This window comes from Bradyrhizobium sp. S3.2.6 (assembly GCF_040546885.1).
Lineage (GTDB): Bacteria > Pseudomonadota > Alphaproteobacteria > Rhizobiales > Xanthobacteraceae > Bradyrhizobium > Bradyrhizobium cytisi.
In genome coordinates, this window is the sequence record NZ_JBEPOS010000021.1 from 13,452 (window position 1) to 38,303 (window position 24,852).

At 64.3% G+C, this 24,852-nt stretch carries 26 protein-coding genes; 13 read left to right on the forward strand and 13 right to left on the reverse strand.

Annotated features, from left to right (window positions below; genetic code table 11):
• Positions 1 to 51 precede the first annotated feature (51 nt).
• Genes ABID58_RS28735 through ABID58_RS28745 form a run of 3 tightly spaced genes read left to right on the forward strand, consistent with a single transcriptional unit; the run spans position 52 to position 3,466 of the window.
• The gene (locus ABID58_RS28735) at positions 52 to 927 is read left to right on the forward strand and encodes a branched-chain amino acid ABC transporter permease (RefSeq protein ID WP_354036204.1); all 876 of its coding nucleotides are present in this window, start codon (positions 52 to 54) and stop codon (positions 925 to 927) included.
• Between the two features lie 11 nt (positions 928 to 938).
• Complete coding sequence (locus ABID58_RS28740; protein ID WP_354036206.1) at positions 939 to 2,771, forward strand: branched-chain amino acid ABC transporter ATP-binding protein/permease; 1,833 nt, start codon at positions 939 to 941, stop codon at positions 2,769 to 2,771.
• Entirely contained in the window at positions 2,768 to 3,466 is a 699-nt protein-coding gene (locus ABID58_RS28745) for an ABC transporter ATP-binding protein (protein ID WP_148756457.1), read from the forward strand. The genes ABID58_RS28740 and ABID58_RS28745 overlap by 4 nt, the downstream gene beginning before the upstream one ends.
• Before the next feature lie 11 nt (positions 3,467 to 3,477).
• On the opposite strand, the gene ABID58_RS28750 is transcribed toward ABID58_RS28745, so the two are convergent.
• Positions 3,478 to 3,903 carry an HIT family protein gene (locus ABID58_RS28750; RefSeq protein WP_354036207.1) on the reverse strand — a complete coding sequence of 142 codons (426 nt, stop codon included), beginning with the start codon at positions 3,901 to 3,903 and terminating at the stop codon, positions 3,478 to 3,480.
• Positions 3,904 to 3,994: 91 nt separating this feature from the next.
• On the opposite strand from ABID58_RS28750, the gene prmC reads away from it, so the two are divergent.
• Together prmC and ABID58_RS28760 are read left to right on the forward strand one after the other, a co-directional pair.
• Positions 3,995 to 4,891, forward strand: coding sequence for a peptide chain release factor N(5)-glutamine methyltransferase (gene prmC / locus ABID58_RS28755; protein WP_354036208.1), 897 nt, complete (start codon positions 3,995 to 3,997; stop codon positions 4,889 to 4,891).
• Positions 4,892 to 5,353: 462 nt separating this feature from the next.
• The gene (locus tag ABID58_RS28760) at positions 5,354 to 6,145 is read left to right on the forward strand and encodes a DUF4167 domain-containing protein (RefSeq protein ID WP_148756460.1); all 792 of its coding nucleotides are present in this window, start codon (positions 5,354 to 5,356) and stop codon (positions 6,143 to 6,145) included.
• A 63-nt stretch (positions 6,146 to 6,208) separates the two neighbouring features.
• Here ABID58_RS28760 and ABID58_RS28765 read toward each other — a convergent pair whose 3' ends face one another.
• A complete protein-coding gene (locus ABID58_RS28765) occupies positions 6,209 to 6,949 on the reverse strand; it encodes a methyltransferase domain-containing protein (RefSeq protein WP_148756461.1) in 741 nt (246 codons plus the stop codon).
• A 108-nt stretch (positions 6,950 to 7,057) separates the two neighbouring features.
• Between ABID58_RS28765 and gloB the strand changes: the two genes are divergently transcribed.
• The 3 genes from gloB to ABID58_RS28780 all read left to right on the forward strand — a co-directional run bounded on the left by gloB (position 7,058) and on the right by ABID58_RS28780 (position 9,058).
• Positions 7,058 to 7,825 carry a hydroxyacylglutathione hydrolase gene (gene gloB / locus ABID58_RS28770; RefSeq protein WP_148756462.1) on the forward strand — a complete coding sequence of 256 codons (768 nt, stop codon included), beginning with the start codon at positions 7,058 to 7,060 and terminating at the stop codon, positions 7,823 to 7,825.
• A gap of 51 nt (positions 7,826 to 7,876) precedes the next feature.
• Positions 7,877 to 8,299 (forward strand): cupin domain-containing protein, encoded by a 423-nt coding sequence (locus ABID58_RS28775; RefSeq protein ID WP_148756463.1) that lies wholly within the window; start codon positions 7,877 to 7,879, stop codon positions 8,297 to 8,299.
• A gap of 75 nt (positions 8,300 to 8,374) precedes the next feature.
• The gene (locus tag ABID58_RS28780) at positions 8,375 to 9,058 is read left to right on the forward strand and encodes a flavin reductase family protein (RefSeq protein ID WP_148756464.1); all 684 of its coding nucleotides are present in this window, start codon (positions 8,375 to 8,377) and stop codon (positions 9,056 to 9,058) included.
• A gap of 6 nt (positions 9,059 to 9,064) precedes the next feature.
• Here the strand turns inward: ABID58_RS28780 and yddG are convergent, their stop codons facing one another.
• From yddG to ABID58_RS28795, 3 genes are all read right to left on the reverse strand, one after another.
• Entirely contained in the window at positions 9,065 to 9,934 is an 870-nt protein-coding gene (gene yddG / locus ABID58_RS28785) for an aromatic amino acid exporter YddG (protein WP_354036210.1), read from the reverse strand.
• Positions 9,935 to 10,034: 100 nt separating this feature from the next.
• A complete protein-coding gene (gene phbB / locus ABID58_RS28790) occupies positions 10,035 to 10,760 on the reverse strand; it encodes an acetoacetyl-CoA reductase (protein ID WP_085403614.1) in 726 nt (241 codons plus the stop codon).
• Between the two features lie 229 nt (positions 10,761 to 10,989).
• Positions 10,990 to 12,168, reverse strand: a complete 1,179-nt coding sequence (locus tag ABID58_RS28795) for an acetyl-CoA C-acetyltransferase (RefSeq protein ID WP_148756466.1) — start codon at positions 12,166 to 12,168, stop codon at positions 10,990 to 10,992.
• A gap of 305 nt (positions 12,169 to 12,473) precedes the next feature.
• Here ABID58_RS28795 and phaR point away from each other — a divergent pair, with 305 nt between their 5' ends.
• Positions 12,474 to 13,070, forward strand: coding sequence for a polyhydroxyalkanoate synthesis repressor PhaR (gene phaR, locus ABID58_RS28800; protein ID WP_148756467.1), 597 nt, complete (start codon positions 12,474 to 12,476; stop codon positions 13,068 to 13,070).
• A 105-nt stretch (positions 13,071 to 13,175) separates the two neighbouring features.
• Positions 13,176 to 13,793, forward strand: a complete 618-nt coding sequence (locus ABID58_RS28805; RefSeq protein WP_354036212.1) for a class I SAM-dependent methyltransferase — start codon at positions 13,176 to 13,178, stop codon at positions 13,791 to 13,793.
• 6 nt (positions 13,794 to 13,799) lie between these two features.
• Here the strand turns inward: ABID58_RS28805 and ABID58_RS28810 are convergent, their stop codons facing one another.
• A complete protein-coding gene (locus ABID58_RS28810; RefSeq protein ID WP_354036214.1) occupies positions 13,800 to 14,687 on the reverse strand; it encodes a branched-chain amino acid aminotransferase in 888 nt (295 codons plus the stop codon).
• 124 nt (positions 14,688 to 14,811) lie between these two features.
• On the opposite strand from ABID58_RS28810, the gene ABID58_RS28815 reads away from it, so the two are divergent.
• On the forward strand, positions 14,812 to 15,747 hold the full coding sequence (locus tag ABID58_RS28815) for an alpha/beta hydrolase (RefSeq protein ID WP_148756470.1): 936 nt from the start codon (positions 14,812 to 14,814) through the stop codon (positions 15,745 to 15,747).
• Between the two features lie 7 nt (positions 15,748 to 15,754).
• Here ABID58_RS28815 and ABID58_RS28820 read toward each other — a convergent pair whose 3' ends face one another.
• Entirely contained in the window at positions 15,755 to 16,000 is a 246-nt protein-coding gene (locus tag ABID58_RS28820) for a hypothetical protein (protein ID WP_354036293.1), read from the reverse strand.
• A gap of 215 nt (positions 16,001 to 16,215) precedes the next feature.
• Here ABID58_RS28820 and ABID58_RS28825 point away from each other — a divergent pair, with 215 nt between their 5' ends.
• The gene (locus tag ABID58_RS28825) at positions 16,216 to 17,088 is read left to right on the forward strand and encodes a hypothetical protein (protein WP_354036295.1); all 873 of its coding nucleotides are present in this window, start codon (positions 16,216 to 16,218) and stop codon (positions 17,086 to 17,088) included.
• A gap of 8 nt (positions 17,089 to 17,096) precedes the next feature.
• Here the strand turns inward: ABID58_RS28825 and ABID58_RS28830 are convergent, their stop codons facing one another.
• From ABID58_RS28830 to ABID58_RS28840, 3 genes are all read right to left on the reverse strand, one after another.
• Positions 17,097 to 17,657, reverse strand: coding sequence for a carboxymuconolactone decarboxylase family protein (locus tag ABID58_RS28830; protein ID WP_187435405.1), 561 nt, complete (start codon positions 17,655 to 17,657; stop codon positions 17,097 to 17,099).
• A 127-nt stretch (positions 17,658 to 17,784) separates the two neighbouring features.
• On the reverse strand, positions 17,785 to 18,930 hold the full coding sequence (locus tag ABID58_RS28835; protein ID WP_354036215.1) for a PLP-dependent cysteine synthase family protein: 1,146 nt from the start codon (positions 18,928 to 18,930) through the stop codon (positions 17,785 to 17,787).
• Between the two features lie 107 nt (positions 18,931 to 19,037).
• Entirely contained in the window at positions 19,038 to 19,502 is a 465-nt protein-coding gene (locus tag ABID58_RS28840) for an Lrp/AsnC family transcriptional regulator (RefSeq protein WP_354036217.1), read from the reverse strand.
• 160 nt (positions 19,503 to 19,662) lie between these two features.
• Here ABID58_RS28840 and ABID58_RS28845 point away from each other — a divergent pair, with 160 nt between their 5' ends.
• Entirely contained in the window at positions 19,663 to 20,679 is a 1,017-nt protein-coding gene (locus tag ABID58_RS28845; RefSeq protein WP_354036218.1) for a 1-aminocyclopropane-1-carboxylate deaminase, read from the forward strand.
• A gap of 192 nt (positions 20,680 to 20,871) precedes the next feature.
• Here the strand turns inward: ABID58_RS28845 and recQ are convergent, their stop codons facing one another.
• The 3 genes from recQ to metA all read right to left on the reverse strand — a co-directional run bounded on the left by recQ (position 20,872) and on the right by metA (position 24,846).
• Positions 20,872 to 22,737, reverse strand: coding sequence for a DNA helicase RecQ (gene recQ, locus ABID58_RS28850; RefSeq protein ID WP_354036220.1), 1,866 nt, complete (start codon positions 22,735 to 22,737; stop codon positions 20,872 to 20,874).
• Positions 22,738 to 22,995: 258 nt separating this feature from the next.
• Positions 22,996 to 23,739, reverse strand: a complete 744-nt coding sequence (locus tag ABID58_RS28855; RefSeq protein ID WP_354036222.1) for a polysaccharide deacetylase family protein — start codon at positions 23,737 to 23,739, stop codon at positions 22,996 to 22,998.
• A 105-nt stretch (positions 23,740 to 23,844) separates the two neighbouring features.
• Positions 23,845 to 24,846 carry a homoserine O-succinyltransferase MetA gene (gene metA / locus ABID58_RS28860; protein ID WP_354036223.1) on the reverse strand — a complete coding sequence of 334 codons (1,002 nt, stop codon included), beginning with the start codon at positions 24,844 to 24,846 and terminating at the stop codon, positions 23,845 to 23,847.
• Between the last annotated feature and the right edge of the window lie 6 nt (positions 24,847 to 24,852).

Genomic DNA, 24,852 nt, shown 5'->3' on the forward strand with positions numbered 1-24,852 from the left:
CGTCACCTTTTTTGACGCAAGCCCTTCGCGCGTCACAACAGCGATCGTCGCATGATTAGTTGGCCCAATCTCGTTTCGCAGCTTTTCAACGGGCTTGCGCTCGGCGCCTTGCTTGCGCTGATCAGCTCCGGCCTGACCATCATTTACGGCACGCTCGGCGTGCTCAATCTCGCGCATGGCGCGATGTTCATGATCGGCGGCTATGCCGGCTTCGTCACCTACCAGTACACGGAATCGTTCATCCTCGCCGTCATCGCGGGCTCGCTGTTCGTGATGCTGCTCGGCGTCGTGATGGAACGCGTCATCATCCGCCACTTCTATCATCGCCCGCACGAAGATCAGCTGCTGGTGACCTTCGGGCTCGGCATCTGCTTCGTCGAACTCGTGCGCCTGATCTTTTCGAGCCAGTCGCAGCTGGTGCCGCCGCCGGCGCTGTTCCAGGGCATCACCAATCTCGGCTTCATGTTCTATCCGACCTACCGCCTCGCGGTGGTCGGCATCGTCGCGGCCGCACTGGGCGCGCTGTTCATCATCCTCTACCGCACCCGGCTCGGCATGATCGTGCGCGCCGGCATCGAGGATTCGGTGATGGTCGATTCGCTCGGCATCAATGTCTACCGCGTCTTCATGATCGTGTTCGGCATCGGCGCAATGGCCGCGGGCTTCGCCGGCATCGTCAACGCGCCGGTGGTGTCGCTGACGCCGGGCATCGGCGACGACATCCTGGTTCAGACCTTCGTGGTGGTGGTGATCGGCGGCGTCGGCTCGTTCCCCGGCGCGATCCTCGGCGGCCTGATCGCCGGCGAGATCATCAGTGTCACCTCCATGTTCAACCCCGGTTACGCCTATGTGATGCTGTTTGCGGCGATGACGCTCGTGCTCGTTGTGCGACCGCATGGCCTGCTCGGCGTCCCGGGCCGCGAGTAAGTGATCCGCTGATGCTCAAGCAACGCCCGTTCCTGATCGAGACACTGACGGCCATCGGCCTGATTGTGGCTCCCTTCGTGCTGCCTCATCTCGGCTTTGCGCCGAACACGGTGAACCGGATCCTGGTCTGGGGCCTGTTCGGCCTCGGCTTCGACATCCTGTTCGGCTTCACCGGGCTGCTGTCGTTCGGACAGTCCGCCTTTTACGGCACCGGCGGCTTCGTTGCCGCTTACCTCCTGACCCGCACCGGCTTCAGCAACGTGTTGGGCGCGCTGGTCATCGGCATGATCGCGGCGGCGGCGACCGGCTATCTGATCGGCCTGATTGCGCTGCGCCGCACCGGCATCTACTTCGCCATGATCACGGTGGCGATCGCGGAAGTGTTCTTCTTCGTCGAGTTCAATCCGCTCTCGGATTTCACCGGCGGCGAGAACGGCCTGCCGGGCGTGCCGGCCCCGAGCTTCAATCTCGGCTTCACCACCATCCACTTCACCGATGGCTGGTCGCTCTATCAGTTCATCGCGCTGTGCTATTTCATCGGCATCATCATCGCGCTCAGGATCGTGCGCTCACCGGTCGGCGCGATCCTGAGCGCGATCCGGGACAATCCGCTGCGCGCCAGCGCCGTCGGCCACAACATCCACGGCTACAAGCTGACCGCCTTCGTCATCGCCGCCGCTTACGCGGGCTTCGCCGGCGGCCTGCTCGGCGTGCTCCAGGCCTTCATGCCGCCGGACGCTTTCACTTTCGACACCTCCGGCCAGCTCGTGATGCAGACCGCCATCGGCGGAAGGGGCACGCTGTTCGGTCCGCTGGTCGGCGCAACCGTGTGGCTGTTCCTGCAGGATTTCCTCCAGTCCGCGCTCGGCTTGGGAGCGGCCTGGAAGCTCGTGCTCGGCGTCGTGTTCGTGCTGCTGGTCTGCTTCCTGCGCGGCGGCATCATCGGCGGCATCGTCGATCTCTACGGCCTCGTGTTCGGCAAGCATAAGCGGACGGAAGCGGAGCCGGATGCTGAAGTCACGCAGCCACCTGCCCCGGCGCCGATGCAGGCCAGGAAGGTCGAGCATCCCGCCTATTCCGGGCCGATCCTGAAAGCCACCGGTCTCACCAAGCGCTACGGCGGCCTCGTTGCCAACAGCGACATCGACTTCAGCGTCAATCAGGGCGAGCTGCGCGGCATCATCGGCCCCAACGGAGCCGGCAAATCCACCTTCTTCAAGATGCTGACCTGCGAGATCCCGCCGACTTCGGGCCAGATCGTATTCGAGGGGCGCAATATCACGGGCTTGAGGATCACTGAAGTCTGCCAACTCGGCCTCACCAAGAGCTATCAGGTCAACCAGCTGTTCACCGGGCTGACGGTGCGGCAGAACCTGACGATCGCAGCCCTCGCCGAGCTGCGCGGAAAATTCCGGCTCGACCTGTTCCGCACGCTCTCCGGCGTCAAGGGCCTGACGGAGCAGGTCGAGCACACGCTCGCTCTGGTGAACCTGACCCGCCGTGCCGACACGCCCGTGTCCGAGCTCGCCTATGGCGAGAAACGCAGGCTGGAGATCGGGCTCGCGCTCGCGACGTCGCCGCGCCTGCTGCTGCTCGACGAGCCGTTGGCCGGCATGAGCCCGCGCGAGCGGGTCGAGACCGTCAAGCTGCTCAAATCGATCGCGCGTGGCCGCACCATGATCATCATCGATCACGACATGGATTCGCTGTTCGAGCTGGTCGAGCGCGTGACCGTGCTGCAGGAGGGTCGCGTGCTGGTCTCCGGCACGCCTGAGGAAATCAAGACCAACGCCGCAGTGCAGGAAGCCTATCTCGGCGGCGTGCACGGAGAGATCGCCGCATGAGCCTGATCGAGGTCAAAGGCCTGAACAGCTATTACGGGGATTCCCACATCCTGTTCGACGTCGCCATGCATGTCGAACGTCATGAGGTGGTGGCGCTGCTTGGCCGCAACGGCGCCGGCAAGAGCACCACGTTGAAAAGCCTGATGGGCGTCGTGACGCCACGCAGCGGCAGCGTGAAGTTCGACGGCACCGATATCGCCGGCCGCAGGAGCCACAAGATCGCGCAGGCTGGCATGCAGCTCGTGCACGAGGAACGCCGCATCTTCGGCAGCCTGTCGGTGGAGGAGAACATCGTCCTCGCCGGGATCACCGCCCCGAAACGCTGGCCGCTCGGGCGCATCTACGAGATGTTCCCGCGGCTAAAAGAGCGACGCGGCAACCGCGGCACTGAGCTCTCCGGTGGCGAGCAGCAGATGCTCGCGATTGCGCGGGCGCTGGTGCGCGATCCCAAGATCGTGCTGCTGGACGAGCCGTTCGAAGGATTGGCGCCCGTCATCGTCCACGATCTCGTCAAGGCCTGTCGCGAGCTCGCGGCCGCCGGCCAGACCATCGTGCTGGTCGAGCAGAATCTGGCGGCAACGCTGGCACTGGCGACGCGGATCTACATCATCAATAACGGCCACATCGTCCACGAGGGGCCGGCGCAGGAGCTCAAGGCCCAGCCGGAGCTGCTGCAGCGCTATCTCGGCGTCTAGTCAGTCGCTCATCAGCCACCAATTGCCGCGATCATCCGCTTGGCATGACCGGCGAGCACGGCCATCTCCTCCTTGCGCGTCTGCGCCGGTAGCAGCTCGACGCCAGCCCAGACCGGCATGACATGCAGGTGCAGGTGAAAGACCACCTGCCCGCTGGCCGGCTCGCTGAACTGCTGCAGGATAATCCCTTCCGCGTCGAACGCCTTCATCGCCGCAATCGCGATCCGTTTGGCGGTTCGCGCCACCGCGGCGAGATCGTCATCCGCAATGTCGAGAATACCGCGCGCCGGCGCCCTCGGGATGACCAGCGTGTGCCCCGGCGAGCGCGGCATGATGTCCAGAAAGGCGAAGCTGCGGTCATCCCTGAACACCTCGAAACAGGGAATCTCGCCGCGCAGGATCTTTGCGAACACGTTCTGATCGTCATAGGCCGTCATGGATGCCCTCCTCGGCTGCGCAGAGCGATCAAACGCGCTGCTTTCCGTTGACGCAAGCAATGCCGCCGATCTATCCACGATGCCAGGCAGGATGGCTCCATTGGCGACAGGTTTCGATTCCGGACACAGCATCGAGAGTGCGCGGCGCGCGCTCGTGGCGCGGCTGCAATCGGCCGGCATCGAAGAGCCGTCTCTCGATGCGCGCCTTCTCGTCGGCGCCGCGCTGGGGCTCGATCTGACCGGCCTGATCGCGCAGGCGGCACGACATCTCACACCCGAGGAGGCTGTGCGGCTCGAAGCATATGCGGAGCGAAGGCTTGCACATGAGCCGGTCGCCCGCATTCTCGGCGCGCGGGAATTCTGGGGCCTGCCGTTCCGCCTCTCCGAGGCGACGCTGGTGCCGCGGCCGGACACAGAGACCGTGGTGGAGCTGGCGCTCGATATTTTTCGCGAACGCACGACCGCGGGACAGGGCCTACGTATTGCTGATATCGGCACCGGATCAGGCGCGATCCTGCTCGCACTGCTGCACGAGATTCCGGATGCTTTCGGCGTCGGCACCGATCTCAGCCTCACTGCGCTTGGCACGGCAAAAGGCAATGCCGCCGCCCTCGGCCTTGCCGATCGCGCGGCGTTCGTCGCCTGCTCCTATGCGTCGGCGCTTCATGGCCCGTTCGATCTGATCGTGTCGAACCCGCCCTATATTCCTGCCGGGGAAATTCCGAAACTGAGCGTCGAGGTGCGCGAGCACGATCCGCATCTGGCACTCGACGGCGGAAATGACGGCTATGACGCCTACCGCGCGCTGATTCCGCAGGCGGCCGAACGGCTCGTGCCCGGCGGCACCCTGATCGTCGAGGCCGGACAGGGCCAGGCCGGCGATATCCAGACCTTGATGGCGGCGGCCGCGTTATCGATCGACACGCCGCCCAAGGCCGACCTGGCGGGCATTCCCAGGGCGGTCTCGGCCCGAAAAATGCCCCGATAAAAGCCGGATTGGGCTCTAAAAAACCTCTTGGAATATCCCCTGGGAACGACTACCTTCCGATCAGCACATCGGTGTCGGCCCCGTAGACCTACGGGCGAAAGCCGGGCTCTCAGGCGAGAGCTTCACTGATTTAAGGTTCCAAGCCGCAGGTCCTGTTAAGCGCGATGGCCCATTGAGGTACGCTGCTTTCCGACCGCAACGTGAACGAAAGCCTGATATTGCGCTTGAAGACTTACGCAACAAAGCAGGGCTTGTTTCGGCAAGCGATATGAATGGGTTCGCTGGCAATGAATGCTGGCGGTGGGGAACGCGTCTTTGTTGAACGCGACGGTCGACGAACATCGGCAGGGTTTAATCCGCTCTTGCGCGCGGTGCGCGTGAGGCATGTGAACCGCTGTCATCAGGTCACTCGTGGCAATCAGTAGTGCGTGCAACCTTTAGGGCTGTAATTAAAGGCAGGACATGAGAAACGGTCAGAACAAGCAGCGGATGCGCAACCGCAACAATAATAATAACAACAACAACAATAACCGGCGCGGCCAGAACCCGATGACCCGGGTCTACGAATCGAACGGCCCCGACATCAAGATCCGCGGCACCGCCTCCCACATCGCCGAGAAATATCTCCAGCTGGCGCGTGACGCGCGCTCCTCCGGCGATCCGGTCGCCGCCGAAAACTACTACCAGCATGCCGAGCATTATTTCCGCCTGATCGCGGCGGCGCAGGAACAGTTCCGCCAGAATCAGCAGCCGCGCGGCGACGAGCCCATCAGCACCAGCAGCGACGACGGCGAGGACGACGGCGAGAACTTCTCGAATTTCGGCCAGGAGCCAGGCTTTGTTCCACAGCCGCCGCAGCAGCAACAGCCCTATCAGCGTGACGGCCAGCGCGATCACAATCGCGACTATCAGCAGCGCGACAATAACCAGCAGCCCTATGTTCGCGACCAGCAGCAGCCGCGCGAGCACCGCGAACGCGACCATCGTCCGCAACCGCAATATCAGCAGCACCAGCCGCAACCGCCGAACCAGCCGCAGCCTGTCGTCGCCGACGCCGGCAATGTCGACCGCCTGCCGTCGTTCATCACCGGCGCGCAGCCACAGACGAGCGGCACTCCGGGCAGCCTCGAAGGTGGCAATGGCGGCGGTGGCGAGCGTTTTCCGCGGCGGCGCCGCCGGCCGCATAACGGCCCGCGCCCCGAGCGCGAGGCAGCTCCTGCCGCTTCCGGCGACGATCTCGCCCCCAGCGAGTAAGCCGGAACGCTTGTCCTGATTTTATGAACTGCATCGTCCCGGCCTCGCCGGGACGATTTGTTTTCAGGTCCGCGTCACCGTCGAGGACGGCACCAGCACCGGCTTCAAAGACGGAATCAGCCGCGCCCGTTCGCGCTTGGCGGGGATCGCGCGATAGACCTGCTTGGTCGCTTCGACGATGTGGACGCCGGCAAACGGCAGCGACAGCGCAGCACCGGCACGTTCCCACATCTGCGCAGATTTCAGCACCCATCGGCCCGCGTAAGGCGGCATGAACAAGGCCTCGCCCCAGCCGGTCGGCGTGAACCAGGTCTGGCGCAACAGGTCCGTGATCTGCGAGCGCGAATAGGGACGGCCATGGCCGAACGGCGTGTTGTCACTGCGCGTCCACACGCCGCGCCGATTCGGGATCACCGCCATGACGCGGCCGGACGGCGACAGCACCCGCCAGACCTCCCGCAGCAGCGCGGCCGGGTCGTCCGACATCTCGAGCGCATGGACCAGCAGGATACGGTCGACCGCGGCGTCGGGAAGCGGCAGCGAGAACTCATCGACCAGCGCAGCCAGCGCGGGCCGCCCAGTGGGCCATTTCAACACGCCCTGGGCCGCCGGCATAAAGGCGATGCAGCGCTCCGCGTCCTCGCGGAACAGGCCGAGATAGGGCGTCGGATAGCCGATGCCGAGCACGCGCTGGCCATCGGCATTCGGCCACCGCTCCCGGATGCCGCGATTGATCATCTGCCGTGCCACGATGCCGAGGCGCCGGGAATAGAACTCGCGAAGGTCGACGACGTCGATGGTCATGACGGCAATGTAACATGCACAAGGCGGCGGCTGCGCGCGGAATATTGCATTGCCTGCGCAGCGTTAACGCCATATTTGTCTGACGGGGCTGAGCGCGATGGAGATGACATGGCCGCCGAAATTCGTACTTTCAACTGTTTAAACGACAATTTCGGTTATCTGATCCACGATGTGGAAACCAAGGCGACGGCGTCGATCGACGCGCCGGAGGCCGGTCCGATCCTGGCGGCGCTCGAGCGCGAGGGCTGGCAGCTCACCGACATCCTGATCACCCATCATCATGGCGATCATGTCGGGGGCGTCGCCGAACTCAAGCAGAAATTCAATTGCCGCGTCGTCGCGCCGCATGACAAGACGACAAAGATCGCAGACGTCGACCTGCGCGTCGCCAATGCCGATGTGGTCAAGGTCGGCACGCTGCTCGGGCGTGTGCTGGAAACGCCCGGCCATACGCTCGACCATATCTCCTACGTGTTCGACACCGAGAAGACCCTGTTCGCCGCCGACACGCTGTTCTCGATCGGCTGCGGCCGCGTGTTCGAGGGCAGTTACCCGATGATGTGGGACTCGCTGTTGAAGCTGCGCGCCCTGCCCGACGACTTCAAGCTCTATTGCGGCCACGAATATACGGCGTCCAACGTCAAGTTCGCGCTGACCGTCGATCCCGACAATGCGGCCCTCCAGGCGCGCGCGGCGGAAGTGACGAGGCTGCGGGCGGAGAACAAGCCGACCATTCCCTCACTGCTTGGTGATGAGAAGCGAGCAAACGTGTTCCTGCGCGCCGATGAACCGTCGGTCGCAGCCAGGCTACACATGAAGGGCGCGGATGCCGCCGCGGTGTTCGGCGAGCTGCGCGAGCGCAAAAACAAGTCCTGAAGCACAAGTCCTGAAGACCGAGTCCTGAAGACCAAGTCCTGACGGGGATCGATGCCGACTGCAGCCGAGATCATCGCGCGCCTTGAGCTCCGCCCGCACCCCGAGGGCGGACATTATCGCGAGACCTTTCGCGACCAGACCACCGACGCCAATGGCCGCTCGCGCTCGACCCTCATCTACTTCCTGCTCGCGCGCGGCGAGCGCTCGCACTGGCATCGCATCGATGCGGTCGAGACCTGGCATTACTATGCCGGAAGCCCCTTGATGCTGCGCATCGCGCATGAGGGCTGCTCCCAGCACGAGGTGCGGCTCGGCACGGACCTCGTGAGCGGCGAGCGGCCGCAGGCCATCGTCCCGGCGGATGCGTGGCAGATGGCGGAGACCACCGGCGAATGGACGCTGGTCGGCTGCACCGTGGCGCCCGCCTTCGAGTTCGCAAAATTCGAGCTCGCGCCGCGGGGCTGGGAGCCGTAACGCCAGATCTGGAATCGGGTGGGTTCGATGCCTTTCCCCCATTAGGACTGCGCTTCCAATCAATAGGAGCGCACGATGCATGGAACACTCGATCCCGCCGCCGTCCAGATCGACCCGGCCATTTTATATTTCGGAACGCCGGTCGTCCTCATCGGGTCGACCAATGACGACGACACCTACAATCTCGCGCCGATGTCGTCGGCGTGGTGGGTGGGATGGCGTTGCATGCTCGGGCTCGCAAGCAATTCCAAGACGACCGAGAACATGATGCGCACAGGCGAATGCGTGCTCAATCTGCCGTCTGCGGACCTCGTCGCGGCTGTCGACCGTCTCGCCCGCACCACGGGCTCGGATCCCGTGCCGCCAGGCAAACTCTATCGTGGCTACCGGCACGAGAAGGACAAGTTCGGCTTGAGCGACCTGACGGCGTTAGCCGGCGAGACAGTCAGTGCGCCGCGCGTTGCCGAATGCCCGGTGCAGATGGAAGCGAAGGTCGCGCATGTGCACGGGATGGCACAGGACGATGCAGTCTGGCGCAGCCGTCTCGTGGCGATCGAGCTCCGGATCACCCGTGTTCATGCGCACCCCGACATCATGATGGACGGCGTGGACAACCGCATCGATCCCGACAAATGGCGGCCGCTGATCCTCAGCTTCCAGGAATTCTATGGCCTGACGCCGCAACGTTTGCGGCGCTCAGAGCTCGGACAGATACCGGAAGCGAAGTACCGCCCGTTGGGCTGGCAGCCGGCGCTTTGATGCGCCTCATCGCTTCCGCAGCACCATGTCCTTTGCCGCAATCAGGCCGCCGCCAGCGATCAGGATTGCGGCAATCGCAATGTTGGCGCTGGCTTTGGCAAATCCGGCGGCGATGAGAAAGCCGGTCGAGAGCAGCGGCGTCGCGTAGGAGGCGGCGCCGAGCACGCGGATATCGCCTCGCTTCATGCCGATGTCCCAGGCGTAGAAGGCAGCGCCGACGGGACCGACGCCGAGTGCGATCACCGCGAGCCACTGCAAATTCGTCTCGGGCCACACCGTCGATTCAAGCAGACAATGCATCAGCGCGGCGAGCACTGACGTGGCGAGGCAAAAGCCCGCGACCGCATCGGTCGGCACCGCCTTCAACCGCCGCGACAGCACCGAATAGGTCGCCCAGACGAAGGCGGCGACGAATGCCGCGACCAATCCCGGCACCGCGCCCGGCGCGAAGGCGGAGGTATTGCCGGCAAACAGCAGTACGGTGCCGACGAGACCGAGCACGGCGCCGATGATGTGATGCACGGCGAGCCGCTCGCCCGGCAGGAACGACGAGAACAGCACAATCAGCAGCGGCCACATGTAGTTCAGAAGGCCGGCTTCGGCCGGCGGCGCAAAGCGCAGCGCGAGGAAATACAGCGCGTGATAGCCGAACAGGCCGCCAACGCCGACGAGCCATACGACGAGCGGCTGGCGCAGGCTTTTCGCGGCATCGCCGCGGCCGATCCAGGTGAGCAGGCCGACGAGACCGCCGATCGCAAAGGTCATCGCCGCGAGCTGGAACGCCGGGATCTTTCCGGTCGCCACCGTCATCACTGACAGCAACGACCACAGCAGGATCGCGGTCAGTCCGATCAGTGTGGCGGTGCGCTGGGTCATGAATCAAAGGCTCTGAGGACGATGATGCCCGGCACGAGGCCGGGCATGTTCGTCTTCACTATCGCCTTGTCGCGCCTGAAGCTACAGGCTTGGTGCCACATCAGGCGTGATACTGACCGCCATTGATGGTCAAGGTCGAGCCGGTGATGAAGCCGGCCTCATCGGCCGCCAGGAACACGACCGCGCGCGCGATCTCTTCGGGCTCGCCGAGCCGGTTAACCGGGATTTGCGGGATCACGTTCTTCTCCAACACGTCCTTCGGCACGGCCTGCACCATCTCGGTGTTGATATAGCCAGGCGCAATGGCGTTGACCGTGATGCCGCCCTTGGCGTTCTCGATTGCGAGCGCCTTGGTGAAGCCAATGTCGCCGGCCTTCGCCGCGGAATAATTGACCTGGCCGAACTGGCCCTTCTGGCCGTTGATCGACGAGATCGAGATGACGCGGCCGAACTTGCGCGCACGCATGCCCTCGATCACCTGGCGGGTCATGTTGAACAGCGAGCCGAGATTGGTGTTGATCACCGCGTTCCACTGCTCGAGCGTCATCTTGTGGAAGGCGGTGTCCCGGGTGATGCCGGCATTGTTGACGAGCACATCGACCGGGCCGAGCTCGGCCTCGACCTTCTTCACGCCTTCGGCGCAGGCATCGAAATTGCTGACGTCCCATTTGTAGACGGCGATGCCGGTCTCGGCCTTGAACTTCTCCGCCGCCACATCATTGCCGGCATAGCTCGCCGCGACCTTGTAGCCGGCCGCCTTCAGCGCCTTGCTGATCGCAGCTCCGATGCCCCGGGTACCACCCGTCACCAATGCAACTCGTGCCATGTCGTATTCCTTCCCTTGGACTCTTCGGACGTTTCTGAGCGATCGTTTTTAGGTACGGATTATGCGGTTGCTTTGACGGACATCAAGAACAAAACGCCCGGCATTGAGCCGGGCGTTTGTATTTAGTCGAGGCTTGCGCGGTTGCGAAGAATATTTGATTTGCAACCGCCGCCTTTTTAGTCGCGTGCAACGCACTCACTGACGCGTGCAGCGCACGCGTCGGTGATCTTCAGTCGCGCGCGATGCACATCGCGATGCCCATGCCGCCGCCGATGCACAGCGTGGCGAGGCCCTTCTTCGAATCACGCTTCTGCATCTCGTGCAGCAGCGTCACCAGCACGCGCGCGCCGGAGGCGCCGACGGGATGGCCGATCGCAATCGCGCCGCCATTGACGTTGACCTTGGAGGTATCCCAGCCGAGGTCCTTGTTGACGGCGCAGGCCTGCGCCGCAAAGGCTTCGTTGGCCTCGATCAGATCGAGATCGCCAACGCTCCAGCCGGCCTTCTTCAGCGCGGCACGCGAGGCCGGGATCGGGCCCGAGCCCATGATCTTCGGATCGACGCCGGCCTGCGCCCAGGACACGATGCGCGCGATCGGCTTCTTGCCTTCCTTGGCGGCTTGCTTCGCGGTCATCAGCACCACGGCGGCAGCGCCGTCATTGATGCCGGAGGCCGAACCTGCGGTGACCGTGCCTTCCTTCTCGAAGGCGGGCTTGAGCTTCGCCATCCCGTCAAGCGTTGCGCCATGGCGCGGATATTCGTCGGCGCTGACGACGATGTCGCCCTTGCGGGTCTTGATGGTGACGGGGACGATCTCGTCGTTGAACTTGCCGGCCTTCTGCGCGGCCTCGGCCTTCTGCTGCGAGGCGACCGCGAACTCGTCCTGCTGGGCGCGGGTGATCTGCCACTGCCGCGCGACGTTCTCGGCGGTGTTGCCCATGTGGTAGCCGTTGAAGGCATCCCACAGGCCGTCCTTGATCATGGTGTCGACGAACTCGACCGGGCCCATCTTGACGCCGCCGCGCAGATACTGGGCGTGCGGAGCCATGCTCATGGATTCCTGGCCGCCAGCGACCACGATTTCCGAATCGCCGTTGAGCAGCGCCTGGTAGCCAAGCGCGACCGTACGCAGGCCCGAGCCGCAAAGCTGGTTGACGCCCCAGGCCGGGCTCTCGACCGGAATGCCCGCGGCGATCGAGGCCTGGCGGGCCGGGTTCTGGCCCTGAGCCGCGGTCAGGATCTGGCCCATGATGACTTCGGAGACCCGGCCGGGCTCGATGCCACCGCGCTCCAGCGCGGCCTTGATGGCGATCGCGCCGAGATCGTGGGCGGGAAGGGTCGCGAACGCTCCGTTGAAGCTTCCGACCGGGGTGCGGGCGGCGCTGACGATGACGACATCGTCTGACATGGGCATCTCCTGGGGTTGAATGGGGGCAGACGGGGCTGGGAAATGGCTCGCCAGTCTCGAACGGCATCCTGTTAACGTCGTTGCGGCATGTCAATCGGCTGGCGACCGAATTCATGCCGCAGCGCATTCAAAATAGCGTTCTTGGCGATTTCGCAAGCACGTTTTTGCTGTGCGATTAACCGTGCCGCACAAAACGGTAGCGTGCCCCCTTTGAAAATGCTTATTTTGTTGCGTTGCGTACTCTTCCCGCCCTGCGGCATTGGCCCTGCAGGTTCCCGTTCTCAGCGTCTTTGAAGTGAGAGCCCATGGCGAAATCAGACCAACCCACGACCATCAAGAAATACGCGAACCGCCGGCTCTATAACACCGGAACGAGCACTTACGTGACGCTGGAAGACCTCGCCGCCATGGTCAAGGATGGCGAAGATTTCCTGGTCTACGACGCCAAGACCGGCGACGACATCACGCGCTCCGTGCTCGCCCAGATCATCTTCGAGCAGGAGAACAAGGCGGGCCAGAACCTGCTGCCGACCACCTTCCTGCGCCAGCTGATTCGCTTCTACGGCGACAGCATGCAGATGGTGGTGCCGAAATATCTGGAGCAGTCGATCGCGACGCTGACCCAGGAGCAGGAGAAGTTCCGCAAGCAGATCGCCAACTCGCTGTCCGGAACTCCGTTTGCGCCCTTGGAGGAACAGGTCCGCCGCAACATGGAGCTGTTCCAGCAGACCTTCTCGATGTTCAAGCCGTTTGTCCCCACCGCAGGCCGTCCCGCGGGCACGGCGGAGCCAGAACCGGACGCCAGCGCCGAGCCGGCCAAGGACACCAACATCGACGATCTGCGCCAGCAGATGAAGGACATGCAGGAACGCCTCGAAAAGATGTCGAAGAAGGACGAGTAGGTCTCTCGTCCGCACCGGCGCGTCCGCATGCGGCGGGCGCGCAAACGACCGATTGATTGCGGCATAGCCACGTCGCCGCGATACCGGCCAAGGCCGGAGCCCACCATGTCTGACCGAACCACGCACTGGCAGAATGTCTACGCCACCAAGGGCGAGGCCGAGGTCAGCTGGTTTCAGGACAACCCGGCGATCTCGCTCGAGATGATTCGTGCGGCCAGCCCGAATCATGACGCCGCCATCATCGATATCGGCGGCGGCGCATCGCGATTGGTCGATGCACTGCTTCAGGACGGACAGCGCAATCTCGCCGTGCTGGACCTTTCCGCCAACGCGCTCGACATAGCGAAGAAGCGAATCGGCGCGGCCGCCTCAACGGTCGACTGGATCGTCGCCGACGTCACCGCATGGCAACCGGCGAAGACCTGGGACGTCTGGCACGATCGCGCCGCGTTTCACTTCCTGACCGATCCGCACGACCGGGCCGCTTACGTCGAGCGCTTGCGGTCGGCGGTTGCGCCGGGCGGGCACGTGATCATCGCGACATTCGCGCCCGACGGCCCGGAGAAATGCAGCGGCCTGCCGGTCCAGCGGCATGACAGCACGAGCCTTTCGGCGGAGCTCGGGCCGGAGTTCGAGCTGGTGGAGACGCGCAACGAGACGCACCACACGCCGTGGCATTCGACGCAGGCGTTTCAGTTCAGCCGGTTTCGGCGGCGGGGCTAGCTCCCGTCAGGCCGCCAGCTTCACCGCATGCGCAAAATCCCAATAGAGCTTGCGCGCCCTGGTGTAGAGCGGGCCCGGCTTCAGCTCGCGCGCGTCGATGCGAATCACCGGCGCGACCTTTGCGAAATTGCCGGTGGAGAAGATCTCGTCGGCGGCAAGGAAATCCGCATAGCGCAGCGTCTTCTCGACCACGGTGACGCCGTCACCGCGGAGCAGGCCGATCACGCGCTGGCGCGTGATGCCGTTGAGGAAGGTGCCGTTCGGCACCGGCGTGAAGACCACGCCGTCTTTCGCCATGAACACGTTGGAATTGCCGAACTCCGCGACATTGCCGAGCATGTCGAGCATCAGAGCGTTCTGGAAGCCGCGCGAGGCTGCTTCCGCCAGCGCCCGCGAATTGTTCGGGTAGAGACAGGCGGCCTTGGCTTCGACCGGCGCGCATTCGGCGGTGGGCCTGCGGAACGGCGAAAGCGTGATCGCGCTGCCGACCGGCTTCGGCATCGGCGCCTCGTAGATGCACAGACACCAATTGGTGGTTTCAGGATCGAACAGCACGCCGCCGCCTGCGCCGTTCTGCGCCCAGTACATCGGACGAACGTAGAGCTCGGCGTTCGGCGCAAAGCGCGCGATGCCTTCATTTGCGAGCGTAAGCCAGGTGCCGGCATCGACCACCGGCTTCAGGCCAAAATTGATCGCGGATTGATTGGCGCGGACGACGTGACGGTCGAGATCCGGCGCCACGCCCTCGAATGCGCGCGCACCGTCGAACACGACCGAGCCGAGCCAGGCCGCATGCGTGCGCGGCCCCATGATCGGCACGTTGCCGTCATGCCATTTGCCCTCGAAGAAGGTCCAACTCGGCGAATATTCGATCGGCTTCCTGATCTCGGCCATGACCGGCCTCCCCTCGAAAAATATCCGGGCACTATTGTCCCAATTTCTAAACGATTTGCTGCCGGGAAGCACCAACTCTCGCATACCGGGAGGTTATAGTGTCAGGCACTTCACGGAGTTTGCCATGCCGCTCGATCCGCTCGCAAAGCGCTTGTTGACCATGATGGCTGCGGCTACGCCGCAGGCGCGGAGCCGGCCGAGCGTCGAGGCGCGGCGACAATCGCTGGCGAAGCTGATGCAGCTCGCGCGCACCGAGGCGCCGGATGTGACGGCCTCGGACGGCAAGTTGCCCGGCCCTGGCGGCGAGCTGCCCTATCGGCTCTATTCGCCGGCGTCTGCCGGCGAGCGCGCGCCGGGCTTCGTGTTCTTTCATGGCGGCGGGCTCGTCGCCGGCAGCATTGCGACGCATGACCGTATCGCGGCGGCACTGGCGCATGCGACCGGCTGTCGACTCGTTTCGGTCGACTACCGCCTCGCGCCCGAGCACAAATTTCCTGCTGCTGTCGATGACGCGATCGCCTCCACCGAATGGGTCGCGCGCAAAGCTTCATCTCTCGGCATCGACGCCGAGCGGCTGGTGGTCGGCGGCGATTCCGCCGGTGCGACGCTCGCTGCGATCGTATGCCAGGAAGAGGCGCAGAGCGCCGGCCTCTCCATTGTCGCACAATGCCTGATCTGCCCGGTGCTGGATTTCGAGGAGACCTCGCCCTCGCGCGAAGCCTTCGCCGAGGGACATCTGATCGACCGCACCACCATCGAGGCCGATCTGTCAGATTACCTGCCCGAGGGCCTGGATGCCGCCGATCCCCGCATCTCCCCACTGCGTGCGACGCGTCTCTCGGGCCTGCCGACCGCAATCATCCACACCGCCGAGTTCGACCCGATGCGCGACGAGGGCAATGCCTACGCGCGCAAGCTGCTCGCCGCGGGCGTCGCGGTCGAGCACGTCTGCCATGACGGCATGGTCCACAATTTCCACGCCATGGGTGCGATCCTGCCGCAGGCGCAGCTCGTGCTGTCGCAGATCGGCGAGCAGGTCAGGCGCGCGGTGGAGAAATGAGGCGCGACTACGCCCGTGCGTCGAGCACAGCGCGCGCCGCCACAAGATACTCGCGCCAATGCGCGTCGGCGTAACGCTCGGCCTGGTGCGCGCAGGCGATATCAGGCGCATGTGCTGCGGCGATCGTGCGGGCAAAGCGTTCTTCGGCCACCGTCGCATCGCCAATGGCGGGTGCCCGCGCGGCGGCCACGGCGGTCGGAGCCGCGGCGAGCCCCGCCATTCCAGCGAGCAGGATGCGGCGTGACGTGTTCATGGCTGTCGTCCTCCATTGTCCGGCCTGCACTGTGGCGGGCGAGTGTGTCAGCGCGATCACGGCAGGGTAACCGCGCGCATGCGCATCGTCCATGGTCCGCAGATAGACCTTGACCACACGAACGATCACGTTCCATCTAGCGGGCGGTTCCGTCACCAGATCGCCACGCGTCGGATTGTCACGTGTCCCACCGCAGCCCAACGTCCGACTTGGTCTTGCGCGCGGTCGCAACAGGACTGCTGTGTCTGACGATCCCGGCGGGCGCTGTCTATGCCGCCGATGGGGACGAGGACACGGCGGCAAGGTCTGTCGTCCCGAACATCTACCTCGACCTTCGCACGACCTATGCAACGATTCCTGCGGGCACGCTCGGGCTCGGCTTCGGCAACACCTCGCTCTCGGCCGCGTTCGAAGCGCTGGCGGCACAACGCGGCGCGACGCTGCCGAACGGCTTGCCGGCCGCGAAATCGATCACCGTCGACCTGCCGCTGACCGTGGACGTCAGCGATCGCGTATCGCTCTATGGCGGTGTATCAGGTTCGACGACGGATATCGGCGGCGGCTGGTCGACATTCGACATCACCAGTTGGAACATCGGCGTGCAGGCCGACCTCTACCAGCAGAACGGCGGCAGGATCCCGACGATCACGTTGCAATCCACGCTGACCCAATCGGTGCCGAACGAGCAGGGCATGACGAATTCGTTCAACAACATCCTGGAATTCGACTACGCGCTCGACAAGGACGAGACGCGCGGCTGGCTCGCCGGCGTGCAATACACCCACACCGACATTGCCAGCCTTGTTGCCCGGATCAGGCCGAACACAATCCTCTACGCCGGCGGCTATTACCAATGGCCGAGCAACTGGAAATTCACCGGGCGCCTCGGTGTGCAGTCGTTCGGCGGTGCGCAGCTCGCAGGCCGGACGCTTGCGGAGCCGTTCACCCAGCCGATCTTGCGCCTCGACCTCGACCGCATGGATGACAATGACAACCGCCTGTTCGGCATCACCGCACAGATCGCGTGGATGCCGAAGCCGTCCTACCAGATGACGCTGCGCACGCCGCTTTATGCCGTGCGCCACTAGGGTACCGGCTACTCCGGCACCGGCACGTCGAACGTATTCAGCGTGACCGAGACCATGCAATAGACCCCGACGAGATAGGACAGCTCGGCCGCGCCGTGCTCGCCGAATTCCTTCACCGCAGCCCGATAGGTCAGCTCGGGCAACACGCCGCCGCTGACCAGCGCAGACGCCATGTCGTAGGCAACCGCTTCCTGCTTGGTCAGATCGACCGGCCGCTGTCCCGCGACGATGGTCGCAAGCTTCTCGTCGGAGAGGCCGCGCTGCTCGGCGACCAGCACATGGGCATAGAGCTCGTAGCCGGAGCGGAAATGCGAACCGGTGACGAGGATCGCGACCTCGCGCACCGGCGCCGGCAGCAGCGGGTTCGACGCGATCGCCTTGACCAGCTCCCACACCGGCTTGCCGAAGCGCGGCTCGCGGACCCAGGGATTCCAGGGGCCGAGCAGCGCGCCGTCGTCGCGCATGTTCACAAAGCCCTTGAAATGGTCCTTGATGCCCGCTTGCATGTCGGCATAAAGCGGCTTCTGTTCGTCGCTCAGCTCTTTCGGATCGAGAATGGGAAGGCGCACGGCAGGATCTCCACGTTGAGAAGATGGAAAGCTCGCCCGCATGCGCGCGCAAGGCAAGTGAAGTTGCCGTGACGACCGTGCGATTTCGCAAACGACAGAGAGGCGCCGATCTGAAGCCTTCGGGGCGTCATGGGCTCTGCGGATTGACGATATCGTCGACCGCGAGCGCCAGCGGCTGCCCGGTGTCGAGGAACGACGACAAGGCCGCCTCGAACGGCGCCGGATCGAGACCGCGCGCGGCGAGCCAGGCGGGCTCATAATAGGTCTGCCGGTAACGCTCGCCGGAATCGCAGATCAGCGTCACCAGCGATCCCGTCTGGCCTGCCTTGCGCATCTCCGAGGCGAGCCGGCACAGCGCCAGGAAATTGGTGCCGGTAGAGCCGCCGAGCGCACGCCGCAGCCGGCGCGACAAAACGTTCATCGCGGCAATCGTGACCGCATCCGGAATCTTCATCATGCGGTCGACCACGCCCGGCACGAACGACGGCTCGCACCGGGGACGGCCGACGCCTTCGATCAGCGAGGGACGTTCGCAGAGATGGGAGCGGTCCTGCGAGCGGAAGCAGTCGAAGAACGCGGAATGCTCGACATCGGCGACGCACAGCCGCGTCGGATATTGGCGATAGCGCAAATAGCGGCCGATCGTGGCCGAGGTGCCGCCGGTGCCCGCCCCCATCACGATCCAGTCCGGCAGCGGGTGCGGCTCGCCCTTCAGCTGGGTGAAGATCGATTCGGCGATGTTGTTGTTGCCGCGCCAGTCGGTGGCGCGCTCGGCGAAGGTGAACTGGTCCATGTAATGGCCGCTCAGCCGGGTCGCGAGCGCGGCAGCTTCCGCATAGAGCGCGCGGCCGTCGTCGATCAGATGGCAATTGCCGCCATAATGCTCGATCGCGGCGATCTTTTCCGCCGAGGTCGTGCGCGGCATCACGGCGTAAAAGGGCACGCCGATCATCTGCGCGAAATACGCCTCCGACACCGCGGTCGAGCCCGATGACGCCTCCACAACGGGCGTACCTTCGTGGATATGGCCGTTGCAGAGGGCATAGAGGAACAGCGAGCGCGCCAGCCGGTGCTTCAGGCTGCCGGTCGGATGCGTGGACTCGTCTTTCAGATAGAGGTCGATGCCCGCCAGCGCCGGCACGATCAGCCGGATCAGGTGGGTGTCGGCCGTGCGGCACTGGTCGGCTTCGATCGCAGCTACGGCCTCGTCGACCCAGCCGCGCCGGTAGGCCGGGGCGACAGGTTCATGCGGGCGAAAGGGAAGCGGCTGCATCGGACGAATCTCTCACGATGCGTATCGCGCATCAATAGCTCTGCATTATTGTTTGACGCGTTTTCATGCCGCGAACCGGTTTCCACTTCGCTGGAAAACGCTCTGGCTCAAAACTCCAGTGGCGCGTTGTCGACGACCTCCTTCATCACGAAGAAAGTGCGGGTCTGGCGAACGCCGGGCAGCGCGATGAGCTGCTCGCCATGGATGCGGTTGAAGTCCTCCATGTCGCCGACACGGATTTTCAGGAAGTAGTCGAAGTCGCCGGCGACGAGGTGGCAGTCGAGCACGAATTTCAGCCTCGTGATCACCTGCTCGAAGGTCGCAAAGCTCTCCGGGGTCGAGCGGTCGAGCACGACGCCGACCATCACCAGCGTGCCCTTGGCCACCTTCTTCGGCGCCACCATGGCGCGGACCGCGGCAATAAAGCCGTCCTCGAACAGGCGCTGGGTGCGACGGTGGCAGGTGGCGGGGCTGATCGCGACGGTTTCGGCCAGCTCGGCGTTGCTTAGCCGGCCATTATTCTGCAGCAATCTCAACATCTTGAGGTCGATACGGTCGAGACGGGCGGACATGGAAGAAGCTTCCGGAAATTGATGCTACTACGGAAGGAATATTAGGTCTCAAGATAATATTTGCAAGATTATGTGCAACATGGGCGCAATATTCGAGAGCACCTTCTTGCTGTGCAATGCTAGCCACATCCCAGACACCAACGCCAATCGGGATGATCTAATGAGACTGGACAAATTCGCGCGCTATCCGCTGACCTTCGGCCCGACGCCCATCGAGAAGCTGGAACGGCTCTCGAAGCACCTCGGCGGCAATGTCGAGATCTACGCCAAGCGTGAGGACTGCAATTCCGGTCTCGCCTATGGCGGCAACAAGCTGCGCAAGCTCGAATACATCATCCCCGACGCGATCGCGTCGAACGCCGACACGCTGGTCTCGATCGGCGGCGTGCAGTCGAACCACACCCGCATGATCGCGGCGGTCGCCGCCAAGATCGGCATGAAGTGCCGTCTGGTGCAGGAAGCCTGGGTGCCGCACGAGGACGCCGTCTATGACCGCGTCGGCAACATCATGCTCTCGCGCATCATGGGCGCTGACGTGCGCCTGGTCGAAGACGGTTTCGACATCGGCATCCGCAAGAGCTGGGAGCAGGCGATCGAGGACGTGAAAGCCGCGGGCGGCAAGCCCTACGCGATCCCGGCCGGCGCCTCCGTGCATAAATTTGGCGGGCTCGGCTATGTCGGCTTCGCCGAGGAAGTGCGCAACCAGGAGAAAGAGCTCGGCTTCAAGTTCGACTACATCATCGTCTGCACCGTGACCGGTTCGACCCATGCCGGCATGCTGGTCGGCTTTGCCGCCGACGGCCGCGCGCGAAAAGTGATCGGCATCGATGGGTCGTTCACGCCGGCGCAGACCAAGGCACAGGTGCTCGAGATCGCGCAGAACACGGCAAAGCTCGTCGAGCTTGGCAAGGACATCGTGGCAGACGACGTCGTGCTGATCGAGGACTACGCCTATCCCGCTTATGGCGTGCCGTCGGAGGAGACCAAGGAGGCAATCCGCCTCACCGCGCGGTTAGAGGCGATGATCACCGACCCCGTCTATGAAGGCAAATCGATGCAGGGCCTGATCGACCTGACCCGGAAGGGCCATTTCGAGAAGGGCGCGAAGATACTCTACGCCCATCTCGGCGGCGCGCCGGCGCTGAACGGCTATGGGTATGCGTTCCGGAACGGGTGAAGTAGGCAGCACCTCGCGCCTCCACTCCGATGTCGTCCCGGGCAAGCGTAAGCGCAGACCCGAGACCCTCTCCGCGCGTGCCCCAAGATAGATCACGCGGTATGGATCCCGGATCTGCGCTCCGCTTCGCTGCGCTTGTCCGGGATGACGTATGGAGGGAGTTGAGCGCGCCGACAACCGCTGCGCTACTTCCTACCGCGTCCTGACGATCTGCAGCAGCTCGTCGCCGTAGTGCTCGAGCTTCTTGTCGCCGATCCCCGGCACATTGCGCAGCTCGTCCAGCGTGGTCGGCCAGGCCCGAACGATGCCGTCGATGGTGGCATCGTGCAGCACGACATAGGCGGGCACGCCGCGTTCGCGCGCGATATCCGAGCGCCAGGAGCGCAGCCGCGCGCGCAATTCGGGATCGACGTCGCCCTTCGGTGCGCTGGCCGCCGGCGCGAGGTCGCCGCGGCGGGATTTTGCGCGGCTTGACCGGACCCGGGTGCCCGGCGCCTCCTCGCGCAGCCAGACTTCTGTCTCCCCGCGCAGCACGCCGCGCGCGGTCTCCGTCAGCTTCAGCGCGCCAAAGGCTTCGCTGTCGCTCTGCAAATGGCCCATGGCCACCAGCTGCCGCAGCGCGGTGCGCCATTGCTTCTCGTTGAGCTCGCGCCCAATGCCGAACACCGACAGTTTGTCGTGGCCGAACTGCGTCACCTTCTCGGTCAGACGTCCGATCAGCACGTCGATCAGATGCATCGCACCGAAACGTTGTCCGGTGCGATAGGCGCAGGATAGCAGCTTCTGCGCCAACACCTTGCCGTCGCGCATTTGCGGCGGGGTCAGGCAATTGTCGCAATTGCCGCAAGTCTCGCCATACGAGGTCTCGCCGAAATAGGCGAGCAGCCGCCGGCGCCGGCACTGCGCGGTCTCGGCGAGCCCGACCAGCGCATCGAGCTTGCCGATCGACACGCGCTTAAAGTCATCGGACCCACTGGACTCGTCGATCATGCGGCGCTGCTGCACGATGTCGGATAGGCCGTAGGCCATCCACGCCGCCGACGGCTTGCCGTCGCGCCCCGCCCGCCCGGTTTCCTGGTAATAGGCCTCGATGCTCTTGGGCAGATCGAGATGGGCGACGAAGCGCACGTCGGGCTTGTCGATACCCATGCCGAAGGCGATGGTCGCGACGATGACGATGCCGTCCTCATTGAGGAAGCGATCTTGATTGCGCGAGCGCACCTGGCCATCGAGCCCGGCGTGATAGGGCAGCGCCGCAATGCCGGCCTCGGCGAGTGCGGCAGCAACCTCCTCGACGCGGTTGCGGGACAGGCAATAGACCACGCCGGCGTCTCCGGCATGGCGTTCCCGGATGAACTCCTTCAGCTGCGACACCGCATTGCGCTTGTCGACGATCTCGTAGCGGATGTTGGGCCGGTCGAAGCTCGATACGAATTGCGGGCTGTCTGTCAGCTGGAGTCGCTGGACGATCTCCTTCCGCGTCAGGTCGTCGGCGGTCGCGGTCAGCGCGATGCGCGGCACGTCGGGGAAGCGCTCGGCGATGATGGACAGGCCGACATATTCGGGCCGGAAGTCATGCCCCCATTGCGAGACGCAATGCGCTTCGTCGATCGCGAACAGCGCCACCTTGGCCTGCGCCAGCATCGACAGGCAGCGTGGCGTCACCAGGCGTTCCGGCGCGACATAGAGCAGATCGAGATCACCTGCGATCAGGCGCCGCTCGATGTCGGAGGCCTCCTGCGATGTCAGCGACGAGTTGAGCGCGGCAGCATTGACGCCGGCCTCGATCAAACCTGCGACCTGGTCGCGCATCAGCGCGATCAGCGGCGAGACAACGATACCGCAGCCCTCACGCAACAGCGACGGCAATTGATAGCACAACGACTTGCCGCCGCCGGTCGGCATCAGCACCAGGCAATTGCCGCCGTCGGTCACGTGCCGGATGATTTCGCCTTGCGCGCCTCGGAACCCCGGCAGGCCGAACACCGAATGCAGCACCGACAGCGCATCGCGGCCATCGGCCGGCGCTGGCAGCGGAGCGGTGGAAGGGGCGGACATGAGCGTGGCGTGTCGGGGGTTTGCGAGATTCGTCATAACGCCAGTCGCATGACGGCGCGGGCGTTGCAAGACTGTTTGCGCAGCGGGCGCGGCTCTTTCCCTCTCCCCTTGTGGGAGAGGGTGGCTCGCCGCGAAGCGGCGAGACGGGTGAGGGGTATCTAGCCCCGGTTCCTGTTCGGCATTGGAGTTCGCGGAGAGATACCCCTCATCCGGCGCTTCGCGCCACCTTCTCCCACAAGGGGAGAAGGGAAGAGTCTGCTACGCCCCGATCCGGCGCAGGGCCTCGGCGACCGTCACGATCGGCATGTTGCGCTTTTCCGCAGCCTTCAGCGCGTGGCGCAACAAGGCCGGGGTGCAGCCATAGGGGCTCGGCGCGTCGACGACATCGTGGCCGTAGAAGATCAGCCAGCCGCCGCTTGCGACCGCCTCGTCGAAATAACGGTCCACGCCCGCCATATCGATCTCGTAATTGACCAACGGCGAAGCGCGCAGGAACTGGAGATCGATGACATCGCTGTTGACACCCGGAAGGATGCCTCGCGCAGAGCGGAAGTTCTGGGCGAGCTGCGGTTTGCGCCAGACCGAGGCAAGGCCATACGGATAGGCGAAATTCTCGAGCCGGATCGAGGAATCGACGCCGAGAAAATAACTGCGGTTCCGTTCGATCTCGCGCGCCATCGCGCTCTCGTCGAGATCGACCGCGCGCGAATGCGAGAAAGTGTGGCAGCCGATCTCGTGGCCGCCGCGATGCAGTCGGACGATCGCATCGTTCGACAGGCCATGCCAATGATCCGAGGGCCGATCGATCAGGCTGCCGGCGAGATAGAACGTACCGCGCCCGCCATGCGCTTCCAGCAGCGAGGCCCCCTCGCCTGCGGCGCTATCGGGGGCGTCATCGAAGGTGAAGCTCACCATCGGCGCGTGCGCCGGCAAGCGGTGCGGCGCGGCGCGGAAATGCCGGGCCAGCCGATTGCTCAAGCGTCCGTTGAGAGCCGACAGCACGGGTGCATTCCCTGTGATTTCATATTTCTCTACTGAAACATTTGCGCGCGGTCTGAGGCAAGCTTAACGCCTGGGTAATCCTAACGCGTGACCTACAGCCTTGGGTTAACGCGCCAGCAGCGGAGCTTCCGCGTCCGTGTCGAGATATTGCAGCCAATTGCGGAAAAGCGCGGCCGCGGCGCTGCCGGCCGCAATATCGGTGCGCAAAGTCAGCGCCGGCAATTCATTGGTCAGTGCCGGATGCCGCTGGTGCCTCGCCCGCTTTTCGAAGCGCGCGAGTTTTTCCTCCGTCGCTGCGTCAAAATAACTCACGGGGAACGCCGGATAGGCCTCCCGTTCGCGCGCGAGGAAGCGGCCGACGTCGCGCAAATATTCGCGCTGCAGCGACAGCGCGTCATATTCGGGATGACCCTGGAAGAACACGAATCGGCTGTCATACTGCTGGACGAAGACGTCGACGCCGGCCTGCGCCGACCGGGTCAGCACCTGATAGCCGGCCTGCGTGAGATCTCCCTCAGTGACTTCGTTGAGACGGGAATGCGAGACCTTGAGCGGCGTCGGCGCATCACGCGTCAGCGGGTCGCCGGTCACAGTCGCGCAGTCGAAGATGCCATGACATTTGGCCGGCAGCCGCTGCCGTTCGATGCGATCGAGATGCAGCACCGCCGCATGAGCGGCAAGGCATGACCAGATCGTCGAGCGGGTATTGGTCCTGGCCCAGTCGACCAGCTCGGTGAGATCGCGCCAGTACGGCTCCTGATCGAGCTCGGGCGCGACCGGCTCGGCACCGGTCACGATCAGCCCGTCGAACCTCTCGCGCTTGAGATCGGAGAGATCGGAATATTCGCTCTCGACATGCCACTTCGCTTCCGGCGAGCGCGTCACCGACGGCAGCGAGAAGCAATGGAAGCGGATGCGGCGTGGTCCTGCGGCGGCCTGGAGCAGCTTCATGAACTGCCGCTCGGTCGCCTTCAGCGCCGTATCCGGCATGTTGTTGATCAGCCCGATGTTGAGCTCGGCACCGGCATGATCGCGCGCGAGATCGCCGTCGGCCGGCACCAGTGCCGGGCTTGCGATACCTTGATCCCTGTCGATCAAGACGCTCATCGGCCG

Coding starts and splice junctions, on each gene's coding strand:
- phaR (WP_148756467.1), top strand. CDS start 12,474: ATGGCGAAATCAGACCAACCCACGACCATCAAGAAATACGCGAACCGC.
- gloB (WP_148756462.1), top strand. CDS start 7,058: ATGGCCGCCGAAATTCGTACTTTCAACTGTTTAAACGACAATTTCGGT.
- ABID58_RS28740 (WP_354036206.1), top strand. CDS start 939: ATGCTCAAGCAACGCCCGTTCCTGATCGAGACACTGACGGCCATCGGC.
- ABID58_RS28835 (WP_354036215.1), bottom strand. CDS start 18,930: ATGCAGCCGCTTCCCTTTCGCCCGCATGAACCTGTCGCCCCGGCCTAC.
- ABID58_RS28765 (WP_148756461.1), bottom strand. CDS start 6,949: ATGACCATCGACGTCGTCGACCTTCGCGAGTTCTATTCCCGGCGCCTC.
- ABID58_RS28815 (WP_148756470.1), top strand. CDS start 14,812: ATGCCGCTCGATCCGCTCGCAAAGCGCTTGTTGACCATGATGGCTGCG.
- ABID58_RS28750 (WP_354036207.1), bottom strand. CDS start 3,903: ATGACGGCCTATGACGATCAGAACGTGTTCGCAAAGATCCTGCGCGGC.
- ABID58_RS28805 (WP_354036212.1), top strand. CDS start 13,176: ATGTCTGACCGAACCACGCACTGGCAGAATGTCTACGCCACCAAGGGC.
- yddG (WP_354036210.1), bottom strand. CDS start 9,934: ATGACCCAGCGCACCGCCACACTGATCGGACTGACCGCGATCCTGCTG.
- ABID58_RS28840 (WP_354036217.1), bottom strand. CDS start 19,502: ATGTCCGCCCGTCTCGACCGTATCGACCTCAAGATGTTGAGATTGCTG.
- ABID58_RS28745 (WP_148756457.1), top strand. CDS start 2,768: ATGAGCCTGATCGAGGTCAAAGGCCTGAACAGCTATTACGGGGATTCC.
- ABID58_RS28810 (WP_354036214.1), bottom strand. CDS start 14,687: ATGGCCGAGATCAGGAAGCCGATCGAATATTCGCCGAGTTGGACCTTC.
- prmC (WP_354036208.1), top strand. CDS start 3,995: ATGGCTCCATTGGCGACAGGTTTCGATTCCGGACACAGCATCGAGAGT.
- ABID58_RS28820 (WP_354036293.1), bottom strand. CDS start 16,000: ATGAACACGTCACGCCGCATCCTGCTCGCTGGAATGGCGGGGCTCGCC.
- ABID58_RS28845 (WP_354036218.1), top strand. CDS start 19,663: ATGAGACTGGACAAATTCGCGCGCTATCCGCTGACCTTCGGCCCGACG.
- ABID58_RS28760 (WP_148756460.1), top strand. CDS start 5,354: ATGAGAAACGGTCAGAACAAGCAGCGGATGCGCAACCGCAACAATAAT.
- recQ (WP_354036220.1), bottom strand. CDS start 22,737: ATGTCCGCCCCTTCCACCGCTCCGCTGCCAGCGCCGGCCGATGGCCGC.
- ABID58_RS28780 (WP_148756464.1), top strand. CDS start 8,375: ATGCATGGAACACTCGATCCCGCCGCCGTCCAGATCGACCCGGCCATT.
- ABID58_RS28795 (WP_148756466.1), bottom strand. CDS start 12,168: ATGTCAGACGATGTCGTCATCGTCAGCGCCGCCCGCACCCCGGTCGGA.
- phbB (WP_085403614.1), bottom strand. CDS start 10,760: ATGGCACGAGTTGCATTGGTGACGGGTGGTACCCGGGGCATCGGAGCT.
- ABID58_RS28775 (WP_148756463.1), top strand. CDS start 7,877: ATGCCGACTGCAGCCGAGATCATCGCGCGCCTTGAGCTCCGCCCGCAC.
- ABID58_RS28735 (WP_354036204.1), top strand. CDS start 52: ATGATTAGTTGGCCCAATCTCGTTTCGCAGCTTTTCAACGGGCTTGCG.
- metA (WP_354036223.1), bottom strand. CDS start 24,846: ATGAGCGTCTTGATCGACAGGGATCAAGGTATCGCAAGCCCGGCACTG.